The organism is Archangium sp., assembly GCF_057119385.1.
The window spans coordinates 16067-38893 of record NZ_DBNGVP010000189.1 but is presented as its reverse complement, the minus strand read 5'-3'; the positions used below and the strand labels follow the sequence as shown (position 1 = coordinate 38893).

Here is a 22827-nt window from a genome sequence, read left to right as displayed (position 1 = left end):
GAGGTTGGGGGCGGAGGAGGAGTGGGATGGCCGAGCGCAGCTATAGAATCCACGTCGCCGCCGAGCTGTCGGGGGTGAGGGTGGAGCTGATTCGCGCGTGGGAGCGGCGCTACGGGGTGCTGGCGCCCCGGCGCACGCCGTCGGGCTACCGGGTGTACACGGACCGGGACGTGGCGCTGCTGCGGCGGCTCAAGCAGCTCACCGAGGAGGGCGTGTCCATCAGCGAGGCGGCGACGATGTTGCCGCAGCTGCAGGAGGAGCTGGACACGGCGCCGCCGGCGCCCGAGGCCACGCCGGAGCCAGGGGCCACGAGCCTGACGGCCTGGCGGGACGAGGTGCTGGGGGCGGCGGCGGCATTGGACCAGCGGCGGGTGTCGCGGGTGCTCGACGAGGTGCTGGCGTCGCTGACACCGCTGAAGGCCTACGAGCAGGTGCTGGTGCCGCTGCTGCGCGAGGTGGGCGAGCGCTGGCACGCGGGGGCGTTCTCGGTGGGGCAGGAGCACCTGGTGACGCAGGAGGTGCGGGCGCGGGTCATCAGCCTGCTGCACGCGGCGCCGGACACGGGGCGCAGGCGGGTGGTGCTGGCATGCTTTCCGGACGAGCAGCACGAGCTGGGCCTGTTGGGCGCGGCGCTGCGGATGCGGCATGGGGGGCTGTCGGTGACGCTGCTGGGCCAGCGGACGCCGGCGGCGGAGGTGGGCCGGGTGGCGCGCGAGCTGAAGGCGGAGCTCGTGGGGTTGTCGGCGGTGACGGACCACGGGGCGCAGGACTTCGAGGAGTCGCTGGCGCGCATCGTGGCGGGGGTGCCCAAGGAGACGCCCATCTGGGTGGGCGGAGCGGCGGCCCGGGTGCACCAGGAGGTCTGCGAGCGGCTCGGCGTGCACCTGTTCGACAGCGCGGACGACTGGCCACGGCTGTTGGGCGGGTGAATTCACCGCCGGTGCGGCTGCACCGGACCGGGTCACTCCCGCTATGCTGTCTGGACGATGAGCACGGCGAGAAGCACCCACAGGTGGAGCGGGTCTGTTCTCCTGGTGGTGCTGCTCTTCTGTCAGGTGGCGCGGGCTTCTGCTCCCGGGCCACAAGACGAGTCGATCCGTGCCCGGCTCAAGGCCTGTCTGCTCATGGGGGAGATGAAGTGTGTCGTCGAGCAGTACCTGCTGCTCAGGGACCTGGGCAGGATGCCGGGCTGGCTGGTGGCGTTCCAGAATGCCTTCGCCGTGGCGAACCGCCGCGCGGGTGAATGCGAGAAGGTGGCCAGGGCCATCCACGAGGGACTGCGCGAGCTCGCGCAGAAGCCGGTGTTCATCCGGTTCACCGTGGAAGGCTCACGAAAAAACCTGGGCTTCGATGTGCTCAAGGACGGAGTGCTGGTCAAGAATCTACAGATCTCGTCGACCGGGCATCATGTGGCGGTGCAGCTGGATGACAGGGTCATCGATGCCTATACAGGGCTGGCGGGTCTTCCCCTTCGCGAATACATCGCCAGGCTGAGCACGGACTCGGGCAGTCGTATCGTTCACGAAATCGTGGAGACACTGTGAGCGGCAAAGAGGTCGTCAAGACGGTTCCTCTCCCCGAGGAATGGCGTGGGCGGAGGGTGGGGCTGCTCGATGTGCTGGTCCGGGATCGCCAATGGGTGATGGAGCGGCATGCGTTGTGGTTCGTCACCGGCAGTGAGAGCGCTGATTCCATCCTTCCCTTCATTCATGGCTGGAGCGCTCATACCCATTTCAACGGGGGGTATGACCTGGCATGGCAGGAGTTCCTGGACTGGTACCACGACAGCCAGGGAGAGCCATTGCATCGAGATTGGTACGTCAAGCCTCTGCGAGACTGCCAGGGCGACCATGAGAAAGCCGCGTTGGTGCTGCTCGATCTGGTTGCCGGGTACGTGGAGCGTTTCGGTCTAGCTCCAAGAGGCAAGGCCGGGGCCCTGGACGGGAGAATCGCCGCGACCTACGGACCTCTTCCCAGGGAGTGGGGGGGGCGTCAGGTGGAACTGGTCGATGCGTTGCTCTGGCTCCGGCAGCGGATGCACGAAGGGCAGGACCTGTCTTTTCTCACGGGACAGGACACCGTCGAATCCCTCTATTGTTTCACCACGGGATGGATCCGGAACTCCGTCTTCAACCAGAGCAAGGACCTGACGGTGGAGCCCTTCCAGGACTGGCTCCGGGACGTCAAGAAGGAGGCCCCGGGCGAGGGCTGGCACGTCAAATACCTTCAGGACTGCCAGGGGGACCACCGGAAGGCGGCCCTGAAGTTCCTCGATTTCGCCGCCGAGTTCAGGGCCTCGCGCTGAGCCGTCCGCGGGCTCAGTGCACCCCGCTCATCATCCGCCGGATGGGGCGCACGAAGAGCGACAGCACCAGGCCCGCGGCGATGGCCACGGCGGCCACCGCGCCGAAGAGCTGGGGCAGGGGCATCGCCTCGAACTGCCCGGCCACCCGCCCGGCGATGAGGTTGCCCAGCGACATGGACATGAACCACACCCCCATCATCTGACCCACCGCCCGCTGGGGGGACAGCTTCGTCACCGTGCTCAGTCCCACCGGGCTGAGGCTCAGCTCCCCGAGCGTGTGCAGCAGATAGGTGAGCACCAGCCACAGCGGGCTCACCTGCTGGCCTCCCGCGGCCGCCAGTGACGCCGCCACCATCACCCCGAAGCCCGAGCCCAGCAGCACCAGGCCCAGCGAGAACTTGGCCGGGCTGGACGGCTCGAGCCCGCGCTTGTTGAGCCACACCCACAGCCACGCGAACACCGGCGCGAAGCTGATGATGAGCAGCGCGTTCACGGCCTGCAGGTAGCTCGCCGGCATCTGCCAGCCGAACACCGTTCGGTCCGTGAGCTCGCGGGCGAAGAGGTTGAGCGAGGAGCCCGCCTGCTCGAAGCCCGCCCAGAAGATGGCCGAGCAGATGAAGAGCACGCCGATGACGGACAGCCGCCGCTTCTCCGTGGCGTCCAGCCCACCCGCCGTGAACTGGAAGAGGAAGAAGGCGAGCGCCAGCGTCACGATGATGAGGCCGCCCGCGTTGGCCAGGCCCACCGCCGTCGTCAGGTCCACCACGCCGAGCAGCTGCAGCACCACCAGCAGCCCGCCCAACACCCCCACCACCGCGAGCCCCAGCGTGCGCGAGCCGCCGCCGCGCTCCGCCTGTCCGGGAGCCGGGGGCTCGCTCGGGAGCTTCTGCCCCACGTTGCCCAGGTGCTTGCCGCCCACCAGGTACTGGATGACGCCGAACACCATGCCCACGCCCGCGGCGCCGAAGCCGAGGTGCCAGTTCACCTTCTCCCCCAGGTAGCCCACCAGCAGCGGCGCGATGAAGGCGCCGATGTTGATGCCCATGTAGAAGATGGAGAAGCCCGCGTCCCGCCGGGCACCGCCCTCGGGGTAGAGGCCGCCCACCATGGTGCTGATGTTGGGCTTGAGCAGCCCCGTGCCCATGACGATGAGCAGCAGCCCCAGGAAGAAGAAGAGCGTCCCGGGCAGCGCCATGCTGAAGTGCCCCAGGGCGATGATGATGCCGCCATACAGCACCGCGCGCCGCTGGCCGATGAGCCGGTCCGCCAGCCACCCGCCCGGCATGGCGGTGAGGTACACACCCGAGGTGTACAGGCCGTAGATGGCCCCCGCCTTGCCCGTGTCGAAGCCCAGGCCGCCCTTCTCCACCGCCGCCGTCATGAAGAGGAAGAGCAGCGCCCGCATGCCGTAGTAGCTGAAGCGCTCCCACAGCTCCGTGAAGAAGAGCGTGGAGAGCCCGCGCGGGTGGCCGAAGAAGCCCCGCGGCTCCGGCACGGGAGCTCCTGTCGCGGCGAGGGGGACGGCCGATTCGCTGGCGGACGGCGTGGCGGGGGGCTGGTTCATTCCGGGCTCCTGGGCCCGGACTCTACCCGCGAAGGCGGATCCGCGCTCAGCCCTCCTTCGGGGCCGAGGCGACGGCGGCGAACCGGTCCCCGTACGGCGGCACCTCGCGGTAGTCGATGCGGCACACCAGCACCTGCGGCCGGCGCTCCGTGTCCGCGCGCTGGAGCACCTCGGGCAGCAGCTCCGCCAGCTGGCCCGGCCGCGTCACCTCGTACGCCCGCGCGCCCAGCGACTCGGAGAACTTCACCAGGTCCGGATCTCCCAGGCTGAAGTACGGGTCGTCCAGCTCGTACTCGCCCCCCGACTGGGCGTGCTCGCCGTGGTTCACCATCCCCAGGTAGTTGTCGTTGAGGACGATGTAGACGGCCCCCACCCCGTAGCGCACCGCCGTGACGAGCTCCGTGCCATTCATCAGGAACGAGCCGTCCCCGGTGAGGGCAATCGCCGTGTTCTCCGGCCTGCCCACCTTCCCGCCGATGACCGCGCCCATGGACCAGCCCATGGAGGACAGGCCGCACGGGTAGAAGACGCGGGCCGGCGGGGTGATGCGCAGACAGTGCGTGGCCCAGCCGGTGCAGTTGCCCATGTCCACGTACAGGTCCGTGTGGGCGCGCAGGTGCGGGTTGAGCTCCTCCATCACGTGCTGCGGCTTGAGCGGGCCGTCCTCGGGCAGCACGGGCGCGGCCGCGCGGTGGGCCAGGTTCAGCGCGTTGAGGTGCTGGCGGCGCTCGCGCACCTGCGCCTCGCTGCCCGGCGTGGCCCCGTGGCCGAACTCCACCAGCCCCGCCACCACCGAGCCCACGTCCGCCACGATGGGCAGGTTCACCTGCAGGAACTGGCCGATGACCGACGGCGTGGCATCCACCTGGATGACGGTGTGCGCCGCCTCGAAGAGCGAGGAGAAGCTCTTGCTGGCCCACTCGCCCAGGCGGCTGCCCAGCACCATCAACACGTCCACGCCCTCGCCCAGGTACTGCTCGGCGCGCTTGCTGCCGGCGATGCCCAGCACACCCAGCGAGAGGGGATCCTCCTCGGAGAACAGCCCCTTGCCGCGCAGGCTGGTGGCCACGGGGAGGCAATAGCGGCGCACGAACGCGGAGAACTCCGCGCCCCGGCTCTCCAGCGCCTCGCGCGCGCCCGAGCCCAGGTACACCAGCGGCCGCTTCGCGTGACGCAGCAACTCGAAGGCCGTGTACACCTCGGAGGCCGGCGCCGCGGGCAGGGTGCCCTTCCAGGAGCCCGGTGCCGTGGGCACGCACACCTTCGCCAGCTTCTGCCGGGCGATGTTGGTGGGCAGGCTCACGTGCACCGCGCCGTGCGGCAGCGCGTGCGCCGTCTTCAGCGCCCGCTCCATCAGCCGCGGAAAGCTCCTGGCGTCCACGATGGTGGTGCTCGAGGCCGTGCAGTGGCGGAACATCTCCGCGGTGTTGATGCCGCCCTCGTCGGTGCTCTCCTGGATGGCGCCCAGCCCGAAGCGCTCGGTGGACACCTGCCCGCTGATGGTCAGCACCGGCACTTGATCCAGATGCGCCGAGGCCACGCCCGTCATCGCGTTGGTGGCCCCGGGGCCGGCCGTCACCGCGCACACGCCCAGCTTGCCCGTGGCGCGCGCGTACCCGTCCGCCATGAAGGCCGAGCCGCCCTCGTGGCTGCCGATGATGAAGCGGATGCGCGACTGCCGCCGCAGCGCCTGCACCAGCGGCGCGATGTTGCCCCCGGGGATGCCGAACACCGCGTCCACCTGCTCGGCCTCCAGGTGCGCCAGCAGCGCCTCCGCCACCGTGAGATCCTCGAACGAGTGGAAGGAGCGCAGCGCCAGCCGCGTCTGGGGCTCCTCCTGCCGGGCGTGCGGCTCCGCTCCCTCCGCCTCCATCCTCCCGTCCCTCAGCGGGCTCATCCCCTGCGGGAACAGGGCGGAGGTGCTCTCTCCACGGAGGAGGGCACGGGTGAGGGCCTTGGCGAGGGCGGGCTGGGACACGGATTCCCCTTTCTTCATTCGACGTTCGGGGTGCGCGCTTCCCCAGAACAGCGGGTTTGTGGACCTCGAGGAAATCTCGGGTACTGAGATTTCGAGGAGCGCGTGCGCGCGACGCGGTGTGTCGGTTGCGCAAATTACCCCAGATTCTTCAGCGGGAAAACAAGTAAGTTAAAAGATTTCAATTCGGCTGGATTTTGGATGTGATAGGGGCGCGCGCCCCGCGTCCAACCCCTTGAATTTCCGAGTGGAAGAGAGTTCGGGCTAAGCTGGGCGTTCCCATTCCGGCAGAGCGGGGCGCGAGGGGCGCCTCCCACCGGGAACACGAGGCAAGTGATGCCTGTCCCACAAAACGTCGTCACGGACTACGGCTTCCGGGTGCACGCGCCCGGGTACATCACTCCGGCGGAGGCGCGGGCCTGGTTCGAGGATCTGCGCTCGCGGGTGGTAGCCCTGAACGGGAAGCCCTTCGGGTTGCTGGTGGATTCGCGATCACAGAAGGCCAACCCGCCGGACACCCAGGAGCTCATCAAGGAGTCGATGGTGTGGCTGCGTGGCCACGGCATGGAGCGCTCCGTGGTGGTGTTGGACAGCACGGTGGCGTTGATTCAAATCCTCCGGCTGGCGAAGGCCACGGGCGTGTACGCCTATGAGCGCTACCTGGACGCGCTGAAGGATCCGGAGTGGGAGACGAAGGCGGTGGATTGGATCGCCCGGGGCATTGATCCGGATCTGCCGCAGCCGGCGCAGAAGCAGGCGCGCTGAGCGCGGAGGCGAGATGGCGCGCTATCGGTATCCCTGCACCGGCCCGGTGGAGACGGAGGGCTTCGAGCATTTCGTGGCGGAGCAGCTGGGCCCCGCGAGGGCGAACCTGAAGGCCTTCGCGGGGGAGCTGGGCGGGCGTTTGGGTGCGGGACACCTGGCGCTGGTGAACTCGGGCAGCTCGGCGAACCTGGCGGCGGCGCTCGCGTTGGCGGAGCGCACGGGCCCCGGGGCGCACGCGGTGACGGCGGGCTTCACCTTTCCCACGACGGTGTCGTCGCTGCGCACCGCGGGCTTCGCGGTGACGGTGGTGGACACGGAGCCGGGCGGCTTCTGCATCGACCCGGAGGCGGTGCGGCGCGCGTTGCGGCCGGAGACGCGGGTGGTGTGCGTGACGCACTTCCTGGGCTTCCCGGCGGCGCTGGAGGCGCTGCTCGAGCTGGCGCGGGAGCGGGACCTGCTGGTGCTGCAGGACGCGTGCGAGACGATGGACCTGCGCATCGGCGGGAAGCCGGCGCACGCGTACGGGACGTTGGCGACGTGGAGCTTCTACCATCCGCACCACCTGTCCTCGTTCGGAGGGGGCGCGGTGGTGTGCCCGGACGCGAGCTGGCAGCGGGTGGTGGAGTCGGTGACGCACTGGGGCCGCGAGTGCACCTGTCACTATGACCCGGGTGCGTGCACGGCGCCGCCGGGCATCCACCACAACTTCCACTACGTGCGCATGGGGCACAACCTGGAGATGTCCGAGCTGAACGCATGCTTCGGGCGCTTCCAACTGCGCAAATGGGAGGCGCACGAGGCGAAGCGGCGCGCGCACTACGCCACGCTGTACGAGGCGCTGCGGGACGAGCGGGGCCTGACGGTGTACGCGGCGCCGGAGGACAACGGCTCGCCCTTCGTGTTCCCGTTCTCGGTGAAGCAGGGGAGCGCGGCGGGGCTGGCCGAGCGGCTGATGGGGCGCGGGGTGGAGGTGCGCACGTTGATGGGCGGAGCCATCACCCGGCAGCCGGCGTGGAAGGACCTGCCGCACGACGGGCTGGCGAACTGCACGGCGCTGGCGGAGGCGTCGCTCTTCGTGGGCATCCACCAGACGCTGGCGGAGGAGGACGTGGCGGCGGTGGCGCGCATCATCGCCGAGGAGTCGCGGCGGTGAGCTGGAGGCGGGCGCTGGCGCTGGCCTCGGCGCGGCCGCTGGACTTCACGATTCAGTACCCGCCCTCGCGGGAGTACTTCCGTGAGCGCTTCACGTCACCGGCTGGAGCGGGCGTGACGCTGGAGACGCTGAAGCGGGTGCTGCTGTACGTGCACGTGCCCTTCTGCGAGGCGAAGTGCTTCTACTGCAACTTCGCGGTGGATCTGCGGAAGGGCGCGGCGGTGCACGCGCGCTACGTGGACGCGCTGTGCGCGCAGCTCGAGCGGTTGGACGCGGCGCTGCCGTCGGGGTGCACGGTGCCGGGCATCGACATTGGCGGAGGGACGCCGACGCTGCTGGCGCCGGAGTGGCTCGAGCGGGTGCTGGAGGCGTTGCGCCCGTGGAGACGGCGGTGCGAGGTGGCGTGGCCGGTGTCCATCGAGACGACGCCGCGGGTGGCGGCGACGGACGGGGAGCGGCTGGCGGTGCTGAAGGCGGGTGGGGTGGATCGGGTGTCGATGGGGCTGCAGAGCACGAATGACGAGACGCTGGCGCAGGTGAACCGGCGTGCGCAGCGGAGCCTGGGCGAGCGGGCGGTGGAGGCGCTGGCGGCGGTGGGCTTCCGCCGGGTGAACGTGGACCTGGTGTTCGGGCTGCCGGGGCAGACGCGGGAGCACTGGTGGCAGGACCTCGAGCGGGTGACGGCGCTGCCGGTGGACTCGGTGACGACGTACGACTGCCTGTACCGGGGAGCGGGGCGCGCGATGCCGAAGCTGACGGCGGTGCGGCCCACGCCGGGGGATTACGGGACGCTGTACGACCTGGCGTATGAGCACCTGACGGCGAACGGCTTCCACGCGCCCTATGGCTCGGTGAACTTCTCGCGGCACGCGGGGGAGACGGGGACGTCGCCGTACTTCGAGGGGCGGCTGTTGGACGGGCTGCCGTACGTGGGCGCGGGCAACTACGCATCGAGCCTGGTGGGCTCGCGCTGGTGGTTCGCGCCGTACGAGGTGGACGCGTACGTGAGGGCGGTGGAGGGCGGGGCGGTGCTGCCGGAGGAGGACGGGTACACGCTGCCGGACGCGGAACGGTGCGCGAAGTACGTGCTGCTCTCGTTGAACTTCGGGCTCATCGACCCGGCGCGCTTCCGGGCCTTCGCGGGCGTGGAGCTGGAGACGCTGTACGGGCCGCAGTTGGAGCACGCGCGGGCGGTGGGCTGGCTGCGGGAGGAGGGCGGGGTGTACGGGGTGGAGCCGGGCCGGTTCCGCGAGCTGCCGTGGATCCGCGCGCTCTTCTACGCGCCGGGAGCGGTGGAGTGGTTGTCCGAACGCACACCCTTGCCGGAAGCGTTGCGGACCACGGGTTGAGCCCGCGTAGTCTCGGGCATCATGAAAGCCTTGCACCGCAAAGATCTCTTCGGCTGGTCCGTGTTTGACGAGGCGCGCAACCTCGACTTCCACAGCGTCCTGTGGGTGCGCCCCGAGGGCAACGTGGTCATCGACCCGCTCCCTCAGTCCACGCACGATGCCGCGCACCTGCGCTCGCTCGGTGGCGTGGCCTGGGTGGTGGTGACCAACTCGGAGCATGTGCGCAACACCCGCGAGCTGGTCTCCACCTTCGGCGCGAAGGTGGCCGGTCCCCGCGCCGAGGCGGACACCTTTCCTCTCGAGTGCGACCGGTGGCTCGTCACGGGGGATGAGCTCGTCCCCGGGCTGATGGCGATGGAACTGCACGGCTCCAAGACGCCCGGCGAGCTGGCTCTGCTCCTCGAGGACACCACGCTGGTGACGGGAGACCTGATTCGCGGCCACATGGGTGGCCGGCTCAACCTCCTGCCGGACGCGAAGCTGAAGGACCGGGACCGGGCCCGGGCCTCGGTGCGTGAGCTGCTCACGGCATGGCCGCGCATCGACACGGTGCTGGTGGGGGATGGCTGGCCTGTATTCCGCGGCGGGCGCGCGGCCCTGGAGGAGCTCGATCGAGCGTTACAAGGGTGAGGTGCGCGGAGTGCCGAGCAACTCCAGCGTGCGCACCGCGACATCGACGAGCGTCTGCGAGCACGGGTAGCAGCCCCCGCCGCAGCACTGGGGCCATTCGCCCTCGGGGTCTCGCAGGAGCGGATGGACGCAGCCACGGTAGGTGAGGGGCAACCCGAGCTCGTCACATGCCTGCCGCAGCGCGTCCTGTACGTGCGGGTCTCTCACGTCGGTCACCCCATGGGTGTAACCGCCCGCTACCTCACCCGCAAGGAGCCCCGGGCCGCCCTCCCAGCAGGACGGCGTGCCGTGGCCCGGTGGCACGCATCGAGCCAGGGACAGCGGTCAGACCTGCCCCTCGAGGGAGACCGGTTGCGGCTCGGCTCGAGGTCCCTCCACCTCCCGCACCGCCGGCCACAGGTAGCCTCCCAGGCTCACCAGCGCCATGAGCAGGCCGGAGAGCACGCAGAGCAGCGCCATGCCCGCTCCCGGGCCCGTGCCCACCCAGCCGCCAAACAGCCCCGTCAGGCCTCCACCCTCCTTCATGCCCGGCTCCAGGACGTGGTCCGCCAACGGGCCGGCCAGCAGGGGCGCGAGCGGCACCGCCAGCCACGCCACCAGCCTCCTCGCCGTGAACACCCGGCCTTGGATGTCCGGCGCCACCTGCGCCTGCCAGAGCGTCTGGTTGCAGGTGCTGCTCACCGCGGCCACCAGCCCGAGCACGAACATCGCCGTGCCCCATGCCGGAAGGCTCCGTCCCATCCCCAGCAGCACCTGGCCGAACAGCCCCGCGATGAGCCAACTCATCAGCACCCCGTGCACCCGGCGCCGAGGTCCTCCCCATGCGCTCATGAGCACCCCACCCACCACTCCGCCCAGCGCGCCCATGGACTGTACCGTGCCGAAGACGAGCCCATCGTGCCCCGTGCGCAACAGCAGCAGCGGCGCCAGCACCGTGAAGCCCATTCCCACCACCATGTTGCCCGCGAACACCACCAGCTGCAGCCCCAGCAGGCCCGGCCGCGCCACGATGTAGCGGAAGCCGTAGAGCGACTCCTCCAGCATGCTCCCCCGTGCCCGCCGTCCCTCGGCGCTGGCCCGCGGTGCGGGCACGTGCACCCTCAGTATCGTGCCCACCGCCACCAGGAAGGTGAGCACGTCCAGCACCAGCAGTCCCCGCAGGTGGATCAGCGGCATCAGCGCCCCCGCCAGCAGCGGCGCCAGCACGCCCGGCCCCGCCTCCACCAGCGACATCATCCCGTTGGCCCGCCCGTGCTGCTCCTTCGGCACCATCGTGCTCACCGCCGCGGACCAGGCGGGCCACTGCAGGCTCTGGAAGGCCCCCATCACCGCGTTCACCACGTACAGGTGCCACGTCTCCAGCCATCCCAGGGACTGCAGCACCAGCATCGTCACCGTGCCCAACCCCGCCCCCAGGTCGCTCGCCACCATCAGCCACTTGCGGTCGTAGCGGTCCACCAGCACCCCGGCCAGCGGAGACAACAGCAGCAGCGGCGCCATGTAGCAGGACTGCGTCAGCCCCAGCGCCGTGGCGCTCCCCGTCCGCTCGTACACCCACAGGGTCACGCCAAACGCAGTCATCTGCGTGGCGAGCACCGACACCACCTGGCCCAGCCACACCGTCGTGAAGCCCGCCATGCCGCTCAGTTTCGGAGTCCGCTCAGACACGCTGTTGCCTCGCCGCTCGCATGCCACGAGCGCTACCGGTGGCTCACCTGGAGCGCTGGCGCGGGCGCACTCTACAAGCACGGTGCAGCACGGGCCAGCCCACCCGGCTCCCACGAGGCGTTCGACGGTGCGGGGGGCTCACACCGCGTAACACGCCTTGCGCGCCACCCAGCGGACCACGTCCATCGCGCTGAGCACTCCCACCACCTTGCCTTCGGCGGACACCACCAGCACACGGTGGACTTTCGCGGACGCCATCACCGCCGCCGCCTGGGGCACCGTCGTTCCCTCATGCACCACCACGGGCGAGGCGTTCATCAACTCGGAGGCCGTGGCTCCGGCGCGCTCGGGGTGCAGCCTCGGCGTGTCCTCCTCTTCCTCCGAGGTCCGCAGCAGGTCCGCCCGGCTCACCACTCCCACCAGGCGCTCGTCCTCGTCCAGCACCGGCACGCCGCTCACCTTGCGCGTGGCGAACAGCTCCGCCAGCTCCTCGGCGATCACCTCCTCGTCGACGCAGTAGACGTCCTGCGTCATCAGCTCGTGCACGCGGGTGTGCTCGAGCAGCGGGGGCAGCAGTGGATCGTAGGCTTCGCTCGGTGGGGGGGCGGACGGCCTCACCTGGGGATGGCACTGGAGGCGCTCGGGCCCGGCCACTCCCCGCTGGATGTGCTCCAGGTGTGGGCAGCCTTCGCACGTGTCCAGCTCCACCACGTGGTGGGAGTCCGGACACTTCACCGTCCAGCGGATCTCCTCCTCGTTCTCGCCGAACCCGGTCGACACCCGGTGGATGGACAAGCAGTTTCCTTCCGTTTCGCGCAGTTCCTTCATGGGCAGCCTCCCCCCGGCCATTCCAGGCGCAAGACTTGCGCCTCCAGATGGGCCAGGGAGGGAGTGGAGCAAGCCGCGCGCCACCGGCTCGCGGGAGTAACCTGGGCGCCCCTCGTTCTGGAGTCGCTCGATGATGTCGTTGGACCGTCGTGCAGTCGTCACCTGTCTGCTTGCCCTGAACCTGGCGTGTGCCACGGCCCGCCCCGCTCCCACCGGCGCGGAGGCTCCCCGGCTGCTGTCCTGGTCCCAACAGCTCGAGGTGCGCGAGGCCTGGCTGAAGAAGCGCCACGCGCTGCTCCTGCCGATGATGCGTCAGCACGGCGTGGGCATGTGGATCATCGTGAACGAGGAGTTCCACGATGATCCGCTCACCCAGTACGTGGCGCCGCCGCGGCCCTACGCGGGGCTGCGCGACGTCTTCGTCTTCATCGACGCGGGCGAGCAGGGGCTGAAGAAGTACGCGCTCCCGGCCTACGAGGAGGAGAACCTCACCCGTTTCTTCGATGTGCCGGAGCAGACGCGGGTCTACAAGCAGGTGCTGGGGGAGCTCGAGAAGCAGTACAAGCCGGCCACCATCGCGCTGGGAATCGGCGGCAGGCGCGCGGTGACGCACAGCCTGACGCGGGATGCGTACACGTACCTCGTCGAGGCGCTGGGGCCCGAGGCGGAGGCACGCTTCGTCAGCGCGGCGCCGCTCATCGAGGAGTACCTGGACACGCGCATCCCCGAGGAGCTGGAGCACTACCGCACGCTGGTGGCGCTCACGGAGCGGATGGTGAAGCGGGCCTTCTCGCCGGAGGTGGTGAAGCCCGGCGTCACGACGGTGGGGGACGTGCGCCGCTGGCTGTATGACGAATTGGGGCGGCACGGCGTGGGCACCTGGTTCCAGCCGGACCTGCGGGTGCAGCGCAAGGGGCAGGACGGTGGCTCGTCGCGGGGCTTCCTCGCGGTGGCGAGGGAGGACGTGGTCATCCAGCGGGGAGACCTGCTGCACGTGGACTTCGGCGTCAGCTACCTGGGCCTGCACAGCGACTGGCAGAAGATGGCCTACGTGCTGCGCGAGGGCGAGCAGGACGCGCCCGAGGGCCTGAAGCGGGTGCTGGCCAACACGAACACGCTGCAGGACGCGATGGTGAGGGAGTCGCGTCCGGGGCGCTCGTCCGGCGAGGTGTACGAGGCGGTGATGGCCGCGATGAAGGAGAAGGGAATCGTGGCCCAGGTGTACTCACACCCGCTGGGCAACCAGGGGCACGCGCTGGGCGCCTCCATCGACTTCCGCTCGGCCAGCCGCAAGGACGAGCCGAAGAAGCTGCGCGAGGGCTCGTACATCTCCATCGAGCTCAACACGCGCGGCCCGGTGCCCGAGTGGGACGGCCAGGAGGTGTTCGCGATGCAGGAGGACCCCGCGTACCTCACCCCCGAGGGCTGGCGCTTCTTCGTCCCCCGGCAGGAGGCGTACTACCTCATTCCGTAGCCGCCTCCCGCTCGCACCGCCTCAGCGCGCGTAGATGCGCTTGTGGTCGCGCGTGCCCTGGTAGCGGAAGCCCTCGCCGGGCACGTCCTCGGCGGGCTTGTCGTCCAGCCTCTCGCGCGCCGCCATGATGGCCTCGTACTCGGGGATGCTCAGCGCGCGCCGCTTCTCCAGCAGCGTCTCCAGGCCCAGCGCCTTCACCCGCGCCTGGGCCTCGGGCTGCACCACCGCGCTGAAGAACTCCGCGCACGAGCCACTGCCGTACGAGAACAGGCCCACCCGCTTGCCCGTGAGGTCCTCGCGCGAGCACGACAGCAGGCTCGCCAGCGCCAGGTACATGGAGCCCGTGTAGATGTTGCCCACCTGCGAGGGCAGCACGAGGCTCGGGCCCACCAGCCGGTCGAAGCTCGCGTCCGGCTCCTTGTCCCCGTCCAGCGCGCGCACGTGCCGGTGCGCCTTGCGCGACATCTTCCCGTACGGCACGTGGTACACGAGCGCCGCGAAGCGATCGCTGTACATGCCCTCGCCCCCCGCGTCCCCGGCCGCCTCCTGGTAGGCCCTGTACGCCCCCTCCAGCGCGTCCAGGTAGCACTGCACCGAGTAGTGCCCGTCCACCACCGCGTCCTTCGAGTAGAGCGGACGCCAGAAGTCCATCACGTCCTTGGCGTACGCGCCCGTCTTCCCGGCCTCGAAGGCCAGCAGCTTCGGCTTGTCGGACACGAGCAGGGCCACCGCGCCCGCGCCCTGCGTGGGCTCACCCGGCGTGCCCACGCCATAGCGCGCGATGTCCGAGCAGATGATGAGCGCCTTCTTCCCCTTGGCGCTGCCCGAGCGCACCCAGTCCATGGCCAGCAGCAGCGCCGCGGTGCCGCCGTAGCAGGCGTGCTTCGTCTCGAAGACGCGGCAGCGCGTGGACAGTCCCAGCAGGCCCTGCACGTACGAGGACACCGGCTTGGAGTGGTCCACCGCCGTCTCGGTGCCCACCACCAGCATGCCCACGTCGTCCGCGGTGCACCCGGCCGCCTCCATCGCCATGCGCGCCGCGCGCGCCGCCAGCGTCACCGTGTCCTCTTCCACCTGCGGCACGGCCATCCGCGTCACGCCCAGCCCGTCCACGTACTTGCCCGGCGCCACTCCGCGCGCCTTGGCCAGCTCCGCCAACTCCACGTACGTGGGCGGTACCGCGATACCAAGGCTCTCCAGTCCTGCCTGCATCCAGCACTCCTTCAATTCTTCAGTGGGGGGACACTGAAAGTGGGGGGGGGGAACAGTCTGACCCATCGGCCGGGTGCGTTTCCACCCCCCGCCGGCTCCTTGGTCCCGGGGACAAGGTGGGCGCATGTGGGGCCCCATCCAGGAAGGCACCGGGGGTATGAAGGGGTCCGTGCCCGAGATCGATCGCCTCAGTCCCACGCGCCGGCCGGAGGAGCGGCCCGTCATGTACCAGCGCTGGCGCCACCTGCTCTTCCTGCACTGGGCGCTGCCGCCGGAGGTGATGGCGCCGCTGCTGCCGCCGGGCCTGACGCTGGACACCTTCGATGGCAAGGCGTGGGTGGGACTGGTGCCCTTCACCATGCGCGGGGTGCGTCCCCGGGGCCTGCCCGCGGTGGGCTTCCTGTCGGATTTCCACGAGACCAACGTGCGCACGTACGTGCACTTCCAGGGGAAGGACCCGGGTGTCTGGTTCTTCAGCCTGGAGGCGGCCAACGCCATCGCGGTGCGGCTCGCGCGGGCGTGGTTCAAGCTGCCCTACCAGTACGCGCGCATGGAGCTCACCCGGGGCGGGGAAGGGGAGCCCATCGCCTACCGCTCCGAGCGCCTGTGGCCCGGGCCCACGCCCGCCACCTGCGCCGTGCGCTGCACGCCCCGGGGGCCGGCCGCGCCGTCGACTCCGGGCACGCTCCAGCACTTCCTCGTCGAGCGTTACTTCCTCTACTCCACCGCCCGGGGCTCGCTCTTCCGCGGCCAGGTGCACCACCCGCCCTACCAGGTGCGCGGTGCCGACGTGGAGGGCCTGGACGAGTCACTGCTGGCCGCCGCCGGCATTTCCCGCCCCGCCGAGCCGCCGATGGCGCTCTTCTCGGAGGGCGTCGACGTGGACGTGTTCCGCCTCCGGCGCGTCCAATCCCTCTCAGGGCGGTGACGTTCAGCAGGCGCCGCAGTCGGCGGCGCAGCTCTTCGCGGTGGTGCCGGTGCCGCAGCTCTCCGTGGCCTGGCACGTGCCGTCGCCGCAGCTGTAGAAGTCCGAGGGCTTCATGCGCGTGGTGACGGGCCGGTAGGTGACACCGTTGTAGCTGCACGAGGTGTAGAAGGTGTTGGTCGCGTCGCGGGTGCAGTAGGTGGAGCAGCTGCCCACGTACGTCATGGGCGTGCACTGCGAGGCATTGGGCGAGCCGGCCATGCCACACACGCGCGGGCTGCTCTGGCTGCTCGTCAGCGTCAGGCCATCGTTGCCGCCGAAGACGCCCGTGCTCCCGTCGAAGAGGTTGCCGAAGAAGCACGCCTCCTGGGTGCTGTAGTCCGCCAGCTCCTGCGTCGTATAGGTGATGGTGTTGCCGGCCCCGTCCAGCCCCAGCAGCGAGATGGTGACGTGGATGCCGAACTTGTTGGCGTGCGCCGCCATGCACGCCGACACCACCTGCAGCTCCGCCGTGGTGGCCGCCGAGCCGCTGGCCCAGCTCGGGGCGAGTCCCAGCAGGCCGTTCCACGTATAGGTGGTGCCCCCTCCCGTGTACGTGCGCGTCTGGCCCGCGGGCACCGCGCACGTCACCACGTACTTCATCACCTCGTTGCGCACCGTCGGGTCGCCCTGGAACCAGCTGTCGAAGCTGCTCGTCGACAAGCCATTGAGGCTCAGCCCGTTGAGGCTCAAGCCATTGAGGCTCAGCCCGTTGCCCACGATGACTTCCTGGGCCGTGCACCCCCACTCCTCCTGCCCGCCCGTTTCTTCTGGCCACCCCTCCGCTGGTCCGCAGCCCACCGCGCAGGACAGCACCAGTGCCAGAAACTCCCAACCGCTGCGCCGAGACTCGAAGGTCTTCAACAGCATGGTCCACCCCCTGGGAACGGATGACGCGGGAGATGTCGCTCTGCCTGTCACTCCCCCTCGTGGAGTCCTTCGGAATTCCAGCCCGACAAGCTGAACTCCACGTCATCAGTGTGATTACCGGGAGCGATGAAATAAAGGATACCCCCGCGAAAACAGTCTAATCGGTCAAAATTGAGACACCCGAAACGTCGGTTCCGGGCAACCGACCCACGTGCGGCGTCGGGCAGTGAAAGGCATTTCACGTCCCGTCGGGGAGACGTGCGAGGACGACGCGAGGCGCGCGAGGCCTCACGTCGTCTGGGATTGAGAGGGGAAGGGGAGTTGCGGCCTGAGTCAGCCGGCCAGCGGCAGGGAGCAGGCGCGCGCGGCCGAGGGGGTGACGCCGAAACCGCTCGCGTCGCGCACCACCCAGCCGGCGATGTCCGCCAGGGGTCCACCGGTGATGTCGAGGCCCTCGGGGCCGCGCCGTGCATCCACCTGGCCCACGTGGACGCAGGCGTGGACGCTCACGCGCGTGCCGGCCGCGAGCTTCTGCGCGCGCTGGTGCAGCTCGCGCGCCTTCTCCAGCAGCTCGCGCGCATCCGCGTGCGGGGGCTCGTCGAGCGGGCACACGCCCAGCAGCGCCATGCCCGTCTGCACGGCGAGCACGAAGCCCGCCGCGCGCAGCTCCTGCTCCAGCCCGTCGAGCACCTCGGAGACGGCGGCATACGCGGCGTCGTCCTCGGCACCGTCCTCGAGCACCACCTCGGCGTGCAGGGCGAAGGCGCGCACGCTGCGGCCCTGCGCCGTCATCTTGCCGGGGCTCGCCGGGTCCACCGCCTCGCGCAGCGCGGCGCGGAAGGAGGCCACGTCCGGGTAGCGCCGCTCCGCCTCCTTCTCCAGGCAGCGCAGCACCACCGCGTCCACCGCGGGCGCCACGGGCACTTCCGTGCTCGGCCTCGGGGCCGGCGCCTCCAGGTGCATCCGCTCCACCTCCAACCGGTCCTCGGATTGGAAGGGGTAGTGGCCCGTCAACATCTGGTACAGCAGCACGCCCAGCGCGTAGATGTCCGTGCCGGGCCCGATGTGGCCGCTGCGGAACTGCTCGGGCGCCATGGCCTGCGAGGTGCCCAGCCGCTGGCCCGCCACCGTCAGCCCCTCCTGCCCCGGCTCCGGGTGGATGAACTTGGCGATGCCGAAGTCCAACAGCTTCACCACCGGCGGCTCGCCCTCGGACACCACCGCCACGTTGCTCGCCTTGAGGTCGCGGTGCACCACGCCCGCCTGGTGCGCCGCCTCCAGCGCCGCGCACACCGGCTCCAGGTACGCCAGCGCCCGCTCCGGCGACAGCCGCCCGCGCTCCTGCAACAACTGGCTGAGCGTGCGCCCCGGCAGCAGCTCCATCACGTAGTACGGGCTGCCGTCCTGCAGCATGCCGAAGTCGTACACGTCCACGATGTGCGGGTGGCGTATCTGATTGACGACGCGCGCCTCGCGCACGAAGCGCTGCAGCATCTCGCCCTGATCCGTCAGGTGCGGATGCAACACCTTCACCGCGGCGCGCCGGCCCAGAATCCGATGTTCAGCTTCGTACACCGCGCCATGGCCGCCCGAGGCGAGCACCGCCTTGAGCATGTACTCACCGGCGAGGGCACCCGGAGCGAGCTGCACGCGGGCGGGATGCTCTCGGGGCGGCGTCCGCTCGGTGCGGGGGAGGATGTGAAAAGTGCTGTCCGTGTCCGCCATTGCTTCAAGTTTACCACCCCCGCACGAGGGACTCAGGAGGGGGGTCCCCCTCTGTCGAGCGCAGGGCACTTGGGTTGCCCTCGTGCAACGAGGTGTCCACTGGTGGATGGATGGGCTCTCGGGACACCGGGAGGGTGAGGTGCCCCGAGCCCCGACTCTGCGGGATACTCGCTCGGCTGACGAACCACTCCTGCCCCCGGGAAGAGCATGGCCATGAAGATGGTGGACGATCTCACGATGTGCGGAGGGCCCGCGAAGCCGCTCCAGTCCTCGGAGAGCGCGTGCCTCATCCTCACCAGCACGACGACGCCGGCGGCGATCGGAAAGGTGTTCCGCATCGAGTCCGCGGAGCACGTGCTGGGACGGGGAGCGGACGCGGGCTTTCAGATCAACGACCATGGTGTGTCGCGCCGGCACGCGCGCATCACCCGGGCGCCCGAGGGCAGCTTCCACCTGGAGGATCTGGGCTCCACCAACGGCACCTACCTCAATGGCGTGCGCATCGCGTCCGCCGAGCTGCACGAGGGGGACCGGGTGCAGATCGGCACCGTGACGGTGCTGCGCTTCTCCATGCGAGAGCTGGTGGAGCAGGGCGAGGAGCAGCTGCGCCAGGCCCTGAGCGCGGCGCGCGTGGGCATCTGGGATTGGAACGCCGTCACCGGCGCGGTGACGTGGAGCGAGCAGGTGGACCGGCTGCTGAGCCTGCCGGTGGGCTCGCTGTCGGGGCGCCCCACGGACCTGTCCGAGGTGGTGCACCCGGGAGACCTGCAGCGCGTGCGCGAGGCGCTGGCCACGGCGCTCGCCCAGCGCGTCCACCTGGACGTGGAGTGCCGCATCGAGCTGACGGGCGCGCGCGGCCGGTGGCTGTCCTGCAAGGGTGACGTGCTGTGCGACGAGACGGGCACCCCGGTGCGTATTACGGGCACGGTGATGGACATCACCGAGCGCAAGGTGGCCGAGCAGGAGCTGCGCCGCCAGGCGCTCATCTTCGAGAGCCTGTGCGAGGGCGTCGTCGTCACGGACCGGGCCGGGCGCATCATCGACTGGAACGCGAGCGCGGAGAAGATGTTCGGCCGGGGCAAGGCCGAGGCGCTCGGGCAGACGCTCTTCTCGCTGCTGCACCCGGGCGTGGAGGACAAGCGCACGGGCGAGGTGCTCGCGGCGCTGGAGCGCGACGGCCGGTGGACGGGGGAGATGGACTTCAAGCGGGCCGACGGCACGCAGAGCTACTGCGAGTCCGTGGTGGCGCCGCTGCGGGACGCGGAGGGCAGGACCATCGCCCACATCATGGTCCACCGCGACACCACAGAGCGCCGCCTGCTCCAGTCGCGGCTGCAGATGGCGGACCGGCTGGCCTCGGTGGGCACGCTGGGCGCGGGCGTGGCGCACGAAATCAACAACCCGCTGGCGTACATGCTCGTCAACCTGCACCTCATCTCCGAGGGGTTGGACAGGCTGAGGAGCTCGCCGGTGGCGGAGACGGTGGAGCCGCTGCACCAGGTCATCCGCGAGACGGTGGAGGGCGCCGAGCGCATCGCCTCCATCGTGAGGGATTTGAAGACGTTCGCCCGGGGCCAGCAGGAGGACCGGCTGGGCCCGGTGGAGGTGAGCAAGGCGGTGGAGCTGGCGTGCAAGATGGCGGACAACGTCATCAAGCACCGCGCGCGGCTGGTGACGCAGTTCGAGCCGGTGCCCTCGGTGCAGGGCAACGAGTCGAGGCTGTGCCAGGTGTTCCTCAACCTGCTGCTCAACGCGGCGCACGCCATTCCCGAGGGGGATGCGAAGGACCATGAGATTCGCGTCGTCATCCGCGAGAGCGGCACGGGCGAGGTGGTGGTGGAGGTGCGCGACACGGGCGTGGGCATGTCGCAGGAGGTGCAGGCGCGCATCTTCGATCCCTTCTTCACCACCAAGCCGGTGGGCGAGGGCACGGGGCTGGGGCTGTCCATCTGCCACGGCATCATCGACTCCATGGGCGGGCGCATCGCGGTGGAGAGCCAGCCGGGCAAGGGGAGCACCTTCCGCGTGAGCCTGGGCGTGGCCGGTGTGCCGGCCGAGGTGCGGGTCGAGCCCGCGCCCGTGCCCACCGCGGGCCGCGCGCGCATCCTGGTGGTGGATGACGAGCCCTATGTGACGCGGGCGCTCCAGCGCTCGCTGTCGCCGGACCACGAGGTGGCCACCGTCAACGGCGCCCGGGCCGCGCTCAAGCTGATGGACCAGGGCAACCGCTTCGACCTCATCCTCTGCGACGTGATGATGCCGGGGATGACGGGCATGGACCTGTATGCCGAGCTGAACCGCTCCACGCCGGACCAGGCCCAGCGCGTGGTCTTCATGACGGGTGGCGCCTTCACCCCCAGGGCGTTGAGCTTCCTGCAGGAAGTGTCCAACCCGAAGCTCAGCAAGCCGTTGGATCTGCGCCAGCTGAGAGCGTTGGTGAGCCGCTCCGCGCAGTCGCCGGCCTCGGCCGCGACACCGTCGGCGGGCGCACCGGTGGCCGTGCTCCAGGGAGGCGTGAGATGAGTGAGCGGCAGTCCGGGCGCGCCGCGGCCGCCCCCGTGCTCGTTCCGGACGAGTCCTCTTCTCCCTCGCTCCACCCGGTGCCTGCCGTGGCGCCGGTGCCCACTCCCCCCGAGCTGACGGCTCGTGCGCTGGTGGCCGGAGGACTCATCGGCGCCGTGGTGGCCGTCACCAACGTCTACACGGGCCTGAAGACGGGCTTCTGGGAGTCGGGGTGCGTGCTGTCCTCGCTGCTGGCCTTCGGTGGCCTGTCGGCGATGGCCCGGCGCGGCCCTCCGGTCTCCCCGCTCGAGACGAACCTCTCCCAGACGGCCGCCGTCTCCGTGGGCGCGGTGCCCGCCACCGCCGGACTGCTGGGCGCGGTGCCCGCGCTCGCGATGCTGGGCACGCAGCCGCCCGGCTGGGCCGTGGCGCTGTGGGGCGTGGGCCTGGGGACGCTCGGGGTGCTGTTCGCCTTCGCGCTGCGCAGGCGCCTGCTCGAGGACGAGGCCCTGCCGTTTCCCACCGGCGCCGCCACCGCGGAGCTCATCTCCACGCTGCACTCCACCGGCTCGGCCTACGCGGAGCGCGTCCGGGGCCTGTGGGTGAGTGGCCTCGCCTCCATGGGGCTCACCCTGTCGAGGGATGCGTTGAAGCTCGTGCCCCAGGCGTCGATGCTGCCCGGGTCGCTGACGCTGGGGGGGCTGGGCGCCAACACCCTGATGCTGGGCATCGGCTGGCAGCCGATGATGCTGGGCATCGGCGTGCTGGTGGGCCCGCAGACGGGGCTGAGCATCCTGCTGGGCTCGGCGCTCGCGTGGGCCGGACTGGCGCCCTGGCTGGTGAGCACGGGTGTGGTGGAGGTGGTGAAGGGCCAGGAGTTTCCCGCGCTCCTCGGCTGGCTGCTGTGGCCCGGTGTCGGGCTGATGGTGGGCGCGGCGGCCACGTCGCTCCTGTCCCAGGTGGGGGCCTTGCCCTCGGTGATGCGGGATTTGCGCAAGCTGGGGCAGGACGGCGCGGGCTGGGAGTCCACGGCCGGCCGGTGGGTGGCGAGGGCGGTGCTCCCGGCCATCGTGCTCACCGGGGTGATGGCGTGGTTCGCCTTCCAGTTGAGCCCGCTGTACTTCCTGCTCGCGCTGCTGCTGACGTTCCCGCTGTGCGCGGTGTGCGCGCGGGCGACGGGCCAGACGGACATCGCGCCCATGAGCCCCGTGGGACAGCTCGCGCAGGTGGGTTTCGGCCTGGGCGTGCCGGGACATCCCGGCCTCAACGTCGCGGCCGGTGGTGTGGTGTCGGGCGCCGCGTCGCATACCAGCGTCAGCCTGTGGTCGCTCCAGGCCGGGCGCCTGCTCGGGGCCAGCGCCTCGCGCCAGCTGCTCGTGCAGCTTCCGGGGCTGCTGCTGGGCGCCGCCGTGGCCATCCCCACCTACGCGCTGCTGGTGTCCGCGCACGGGCTGGCTTCCGAGACGCTGCCCATGCCCACGGCACAGCAATTCAAGGCCGTGGCGGAGTTGGCCTCCAAGGGGCTGGGAGAGCTTCCGCGCTCCTCCGCGCTGGCCACGGGCCTGGGCTTCCTCGCGGGCGTGCTGCTGACGGTGGGCGCTCGCGGACGGCTGGCGAAGCTGTTGCCCTCGGCGGCCGCCATGGGCATCGGCTTCGTCGTGCCGGCCTATTACGCGGTGACGCTGTGCCTCGGGGCCCTGCTGGCCGCCGCGGTGGCCCGCTTCCGTCCCTCCGCCACGCAGACGGTGCAGTCGGCGGGCGCGGGTGCCATCATCGGCGAGTCCCTCTTGAGCGTCCTCATCGCGGCGCTCGTCGCCGCCGGTCTCATCCAGCAGGGGTGAGC

Annotated in this window: 19 protein-coding genes; 11 read left to right on the top strand and 8 right to left on the bottom strand. The window is 70.4% G+C overall.

Annotation, left to right across the window (positions count from 1 at the left end):
• The first annotated feature begins 26 nt into the window (after positions 1-26).
• From AC16DP_RS44400 to AC16DP_RS44390, 3 genes are read left to right on the top strand one after another with little or no spacing between them, the layout of a single operon-like run.
• Positions 27-929, top strand: a complete 903-nt coding sequence (locus tag AC16DP_RS44400; RefSeq protein WP_329734932.1) for a MerR family transcriptional regulator — start codon at positions 27-29, stop codon at positions 927-929.
• A 57-nt stretch (positions 930-986) separates the two neighbouring features.
• Positions 987-1544, top strand: a complete 558-nt coding sequence (locus tag AC16DP_RS44395; protein ID WP_329734931.1) for a hypothetical protein — start codon at positions 987-989, stop codon at positions 1542-1544.
• A gap of 56 nt (positions 1545-1600) precedes the next feature.
• Positions 1601-2305, top strand: a complete 705-nt coding sequence (locus AC16DP_RS44390; protein ID WP_329734930.1) for a hypothetical protein — start codon at positions 1601-1603, stop codon at positions 2303-2305.
• Positions 2306-2318: 13 nt separating this feature from the next.
• Here the strand turns inward: AC16DP_RS44390 and AC16DP_RS44385 are convergent, their stop codons facing one another.
• Positions 2319-3869, bottom strand: a complete 1551-nt coding sequence (locus AC16DP_RS44385) for a peptide MFS transporter (protein WP_329734929.1) — start codon at positions 3867-3869, stop codon at positions 2319-2321.
• A gap of 46 nt (positions 3870-3915) precedes the next feature.
• Positions 3916-5847, bottom strand: coding sequence for a thiamine pyrophosphate-binding protein (locus AC16DP_RS44380; RefSeq protein ID WP_329734928.1), 1932 nt, complete (start codon positions 5845-5847; stop codon positions 3916-3918).
• Between the two features lie 333 nt (positions 5848-6180).
• On the opposite strand from AC16DP_RS44380, the gene AC16DP_RS44375 reads away from it, so the two are divergent.
• The 4 genes from AC16DP_RS44375 to AC16DP_RS44360 are packed head-to-tail and all read left to right on the top strand — an operon-like array spanning position 6181 to position 9741.
• Positions 6181-6609, top strand: coding sequence for a hypothetical protein (locus AC16DP_RS44375; protein WP_329734927.1), 429 nt, complete (start codon positions 6181-6183; stop codon positions 6607-6609).
• 13 nt (positions 6610-6622) lie between these two features.
• Entirely contained in the window at positions 6623-7762 is a 1140-nt protein-coding gene (locus tag AC16DP_RS44370) for a DegT/DnrJ/EryC1/StrS family aminotransferase (RefSeq protein WP_329734926.1), read from the top strand.
• Entirely contained in the window at positions 7759-9111 is a 1353-nt protein-coding gene (locus tag AC16DP_RS44365) for a coproporphyrinogen-III oxidase family protein (RefSeq protein WP_329734925.1), read from the top strand. The genes AC16DP_RS44370 and AC16DP_RS44365 overlap by 4 nt, the downstream gene beginning before the upstream one ends.
• 21 nt (positions 9112-9132) lie before the next feature.
• The gene (locus tag AC16DP_RS44360) at positions 9133-9741 is read left to right on the top strand and encodes an MBL fold metallo-hydrolase (protein ID WP_329734924.1); all 609 of its coding nucleotides are present in this window, start codon (positions 9133-9135) and stop codon (positions 9739-9741) included.
• On the opposite strand, the gene AC16DP_RS44355 is transcribed toward AC16DP_RS44360, so the two are convergent.
• The 3 genes from AC16DP_RS44355 to AC16DP_RS44345 all read right to left on the bottom strand — a co-directional run bounded on the left by AC16DP_RS44355 (position 9730) and on the right by AC16DP_RS44345 (position 12237).
• On the bottom strand, positions 9730-9957 hold the full coding sequence (locus tag AC16DP_RS44355; RefSeq protein WP_329734923.1) for a hypothetical protein: 228 nt from the start codon (positions 9955-9957) through the stop codon (positions 9730-9732). The genes AC16DP_RS44360 and AC16DP_RS44355 overlap by 12 nt on opposite strands.
• Positions 9958-10065: 108 nt before the next feature.
• On the bottom strand, positions 10066-11409 hold the full coding sequence (locus AC16DP_RS44350) for an MFS transporter (RefSeq protein ID WP_329734922.1): 1344 nt from the start codon (positions 11407-11409) through the stop codon (positions 10066-10068).
• 138 nt (positions 11410-11547) lie between these two features.
• Positions 11548-12237 carry a CBS domain-containing protein gene (locus tag AC16DP_RS44345; protein ID WP_329734921.1) on the bottom strand — a complete coding sequence of 230 codons (690 nt, stop codon included), beginning with the start codon at positions 12235-12237 and terminating at the stop codon, positions 11548-11550.
• 133 nt (positions 12238-12370) lie between these two features.
• On the opposite strand from AC16DP_RS44345, the gene AC16DP_RS44340 reads away from it, so the two are divergent.
• Entirely contained in the window at positions 12371-13711 is a 1341-nt protein-coding gene (locus AC16DP_RS44340) for a M24 family metallopeptidase (RefSeq protein WP_329734956.1), read from the top strand.
• Positions 13712-13732: 21 nt separating this feature from the next.
• Here AC16DP_RS44340 and AC16DP_RS44335 read toward each other — a convergent pair whose 3' ends face one another.
• Complete coding sequence (locus tag AC16DP_RS44335) at positions 13733-14923, bottom strand: hydroxymethylglutaryl-CoA synthase (protein ID WP_483957071.1); 1191 nt, start codon at positions 14921-14923, stop codon at positions 13733-13735.
• A 157-nt stretch (positions 14924-15080) separates the two neighbouring features.
• On the opposite strand from AC16DP_RS44335, the gene AC16DP_RS44330 reads away from it, so the two are divergent.
• The gene (locus tag AC16DP_RS44330) at positions 15081-15851 is read left to right on the top strand and encodes a YqjF family protein (protein ID WP_329734919.1); all 771 of its coding nucleotides are present in this window, start codon (positions 15081-15083) and stop codon (positions 15849-15851) included.
• A gap of 3 nt (positions 15852-15854) precedes the next feature.
• Here AC16DP_RS44330 and AC16DP_RS44325 read toward each other — a convergent pair whose 3' ends face one another.
• Positions 15855-16757 (bottom strand): hypothetical protein, encoded by a 903-nt coding sequence (locus AC16DP_RS44325; RefSeq protein ID WP_329734918.1) that lies wholly within the window; start codon positions 16755-16757, stop codon positions 15855-15857.
• Positions 16758-17090: 333 nt separating this feature from the next.
• Positions 17091-18482 carry a serine/threonine-protein kinase gene (locus tag AC16DP_RS44320; protein ID WP_414640817.1) on the bottom strand — a complete coding sequence of 464 codons (1392 nt, stop codon included), beginning with the start codon at positions 18480-18482 and terminating at the stop codon, positions 17091-17093.
• 207 nt (positions 18483-18689) lie between these two features.
• Between AC16DP_RS44320 and AC16DP_RS44315 the strand changes: the two genes are divergently transcribed.
• Both AC16DP_RS44315 and AC16DP_RS44310 read left to right on the top strand, forming a co-directional pair.
• Positions 18690-21005, top strand: a complete 2316-nt coding sequence (locus AC16DP_RS44315; protein WP_329734917.1) for a serine histidine kinase EspA — start codon at positions 18690-18692, stop codon at positions 21003-21005.
• Entirely contained in the window at positions 21002-22825 is a 1824-nt protein-coding gene (locus AC16DP_RS44310; protein ID WP_329734916.1) for an OPT family oligopeptide transporter, read from the top strand. The genes AC16DP_RS44315 and AC16DP_RS44310 overlap by 4 nt, the downstream gene beginning before the upstream one ends.
• The last annotated feature ends 2 nt before the right edge of the window (positions 22826-22827 follow it).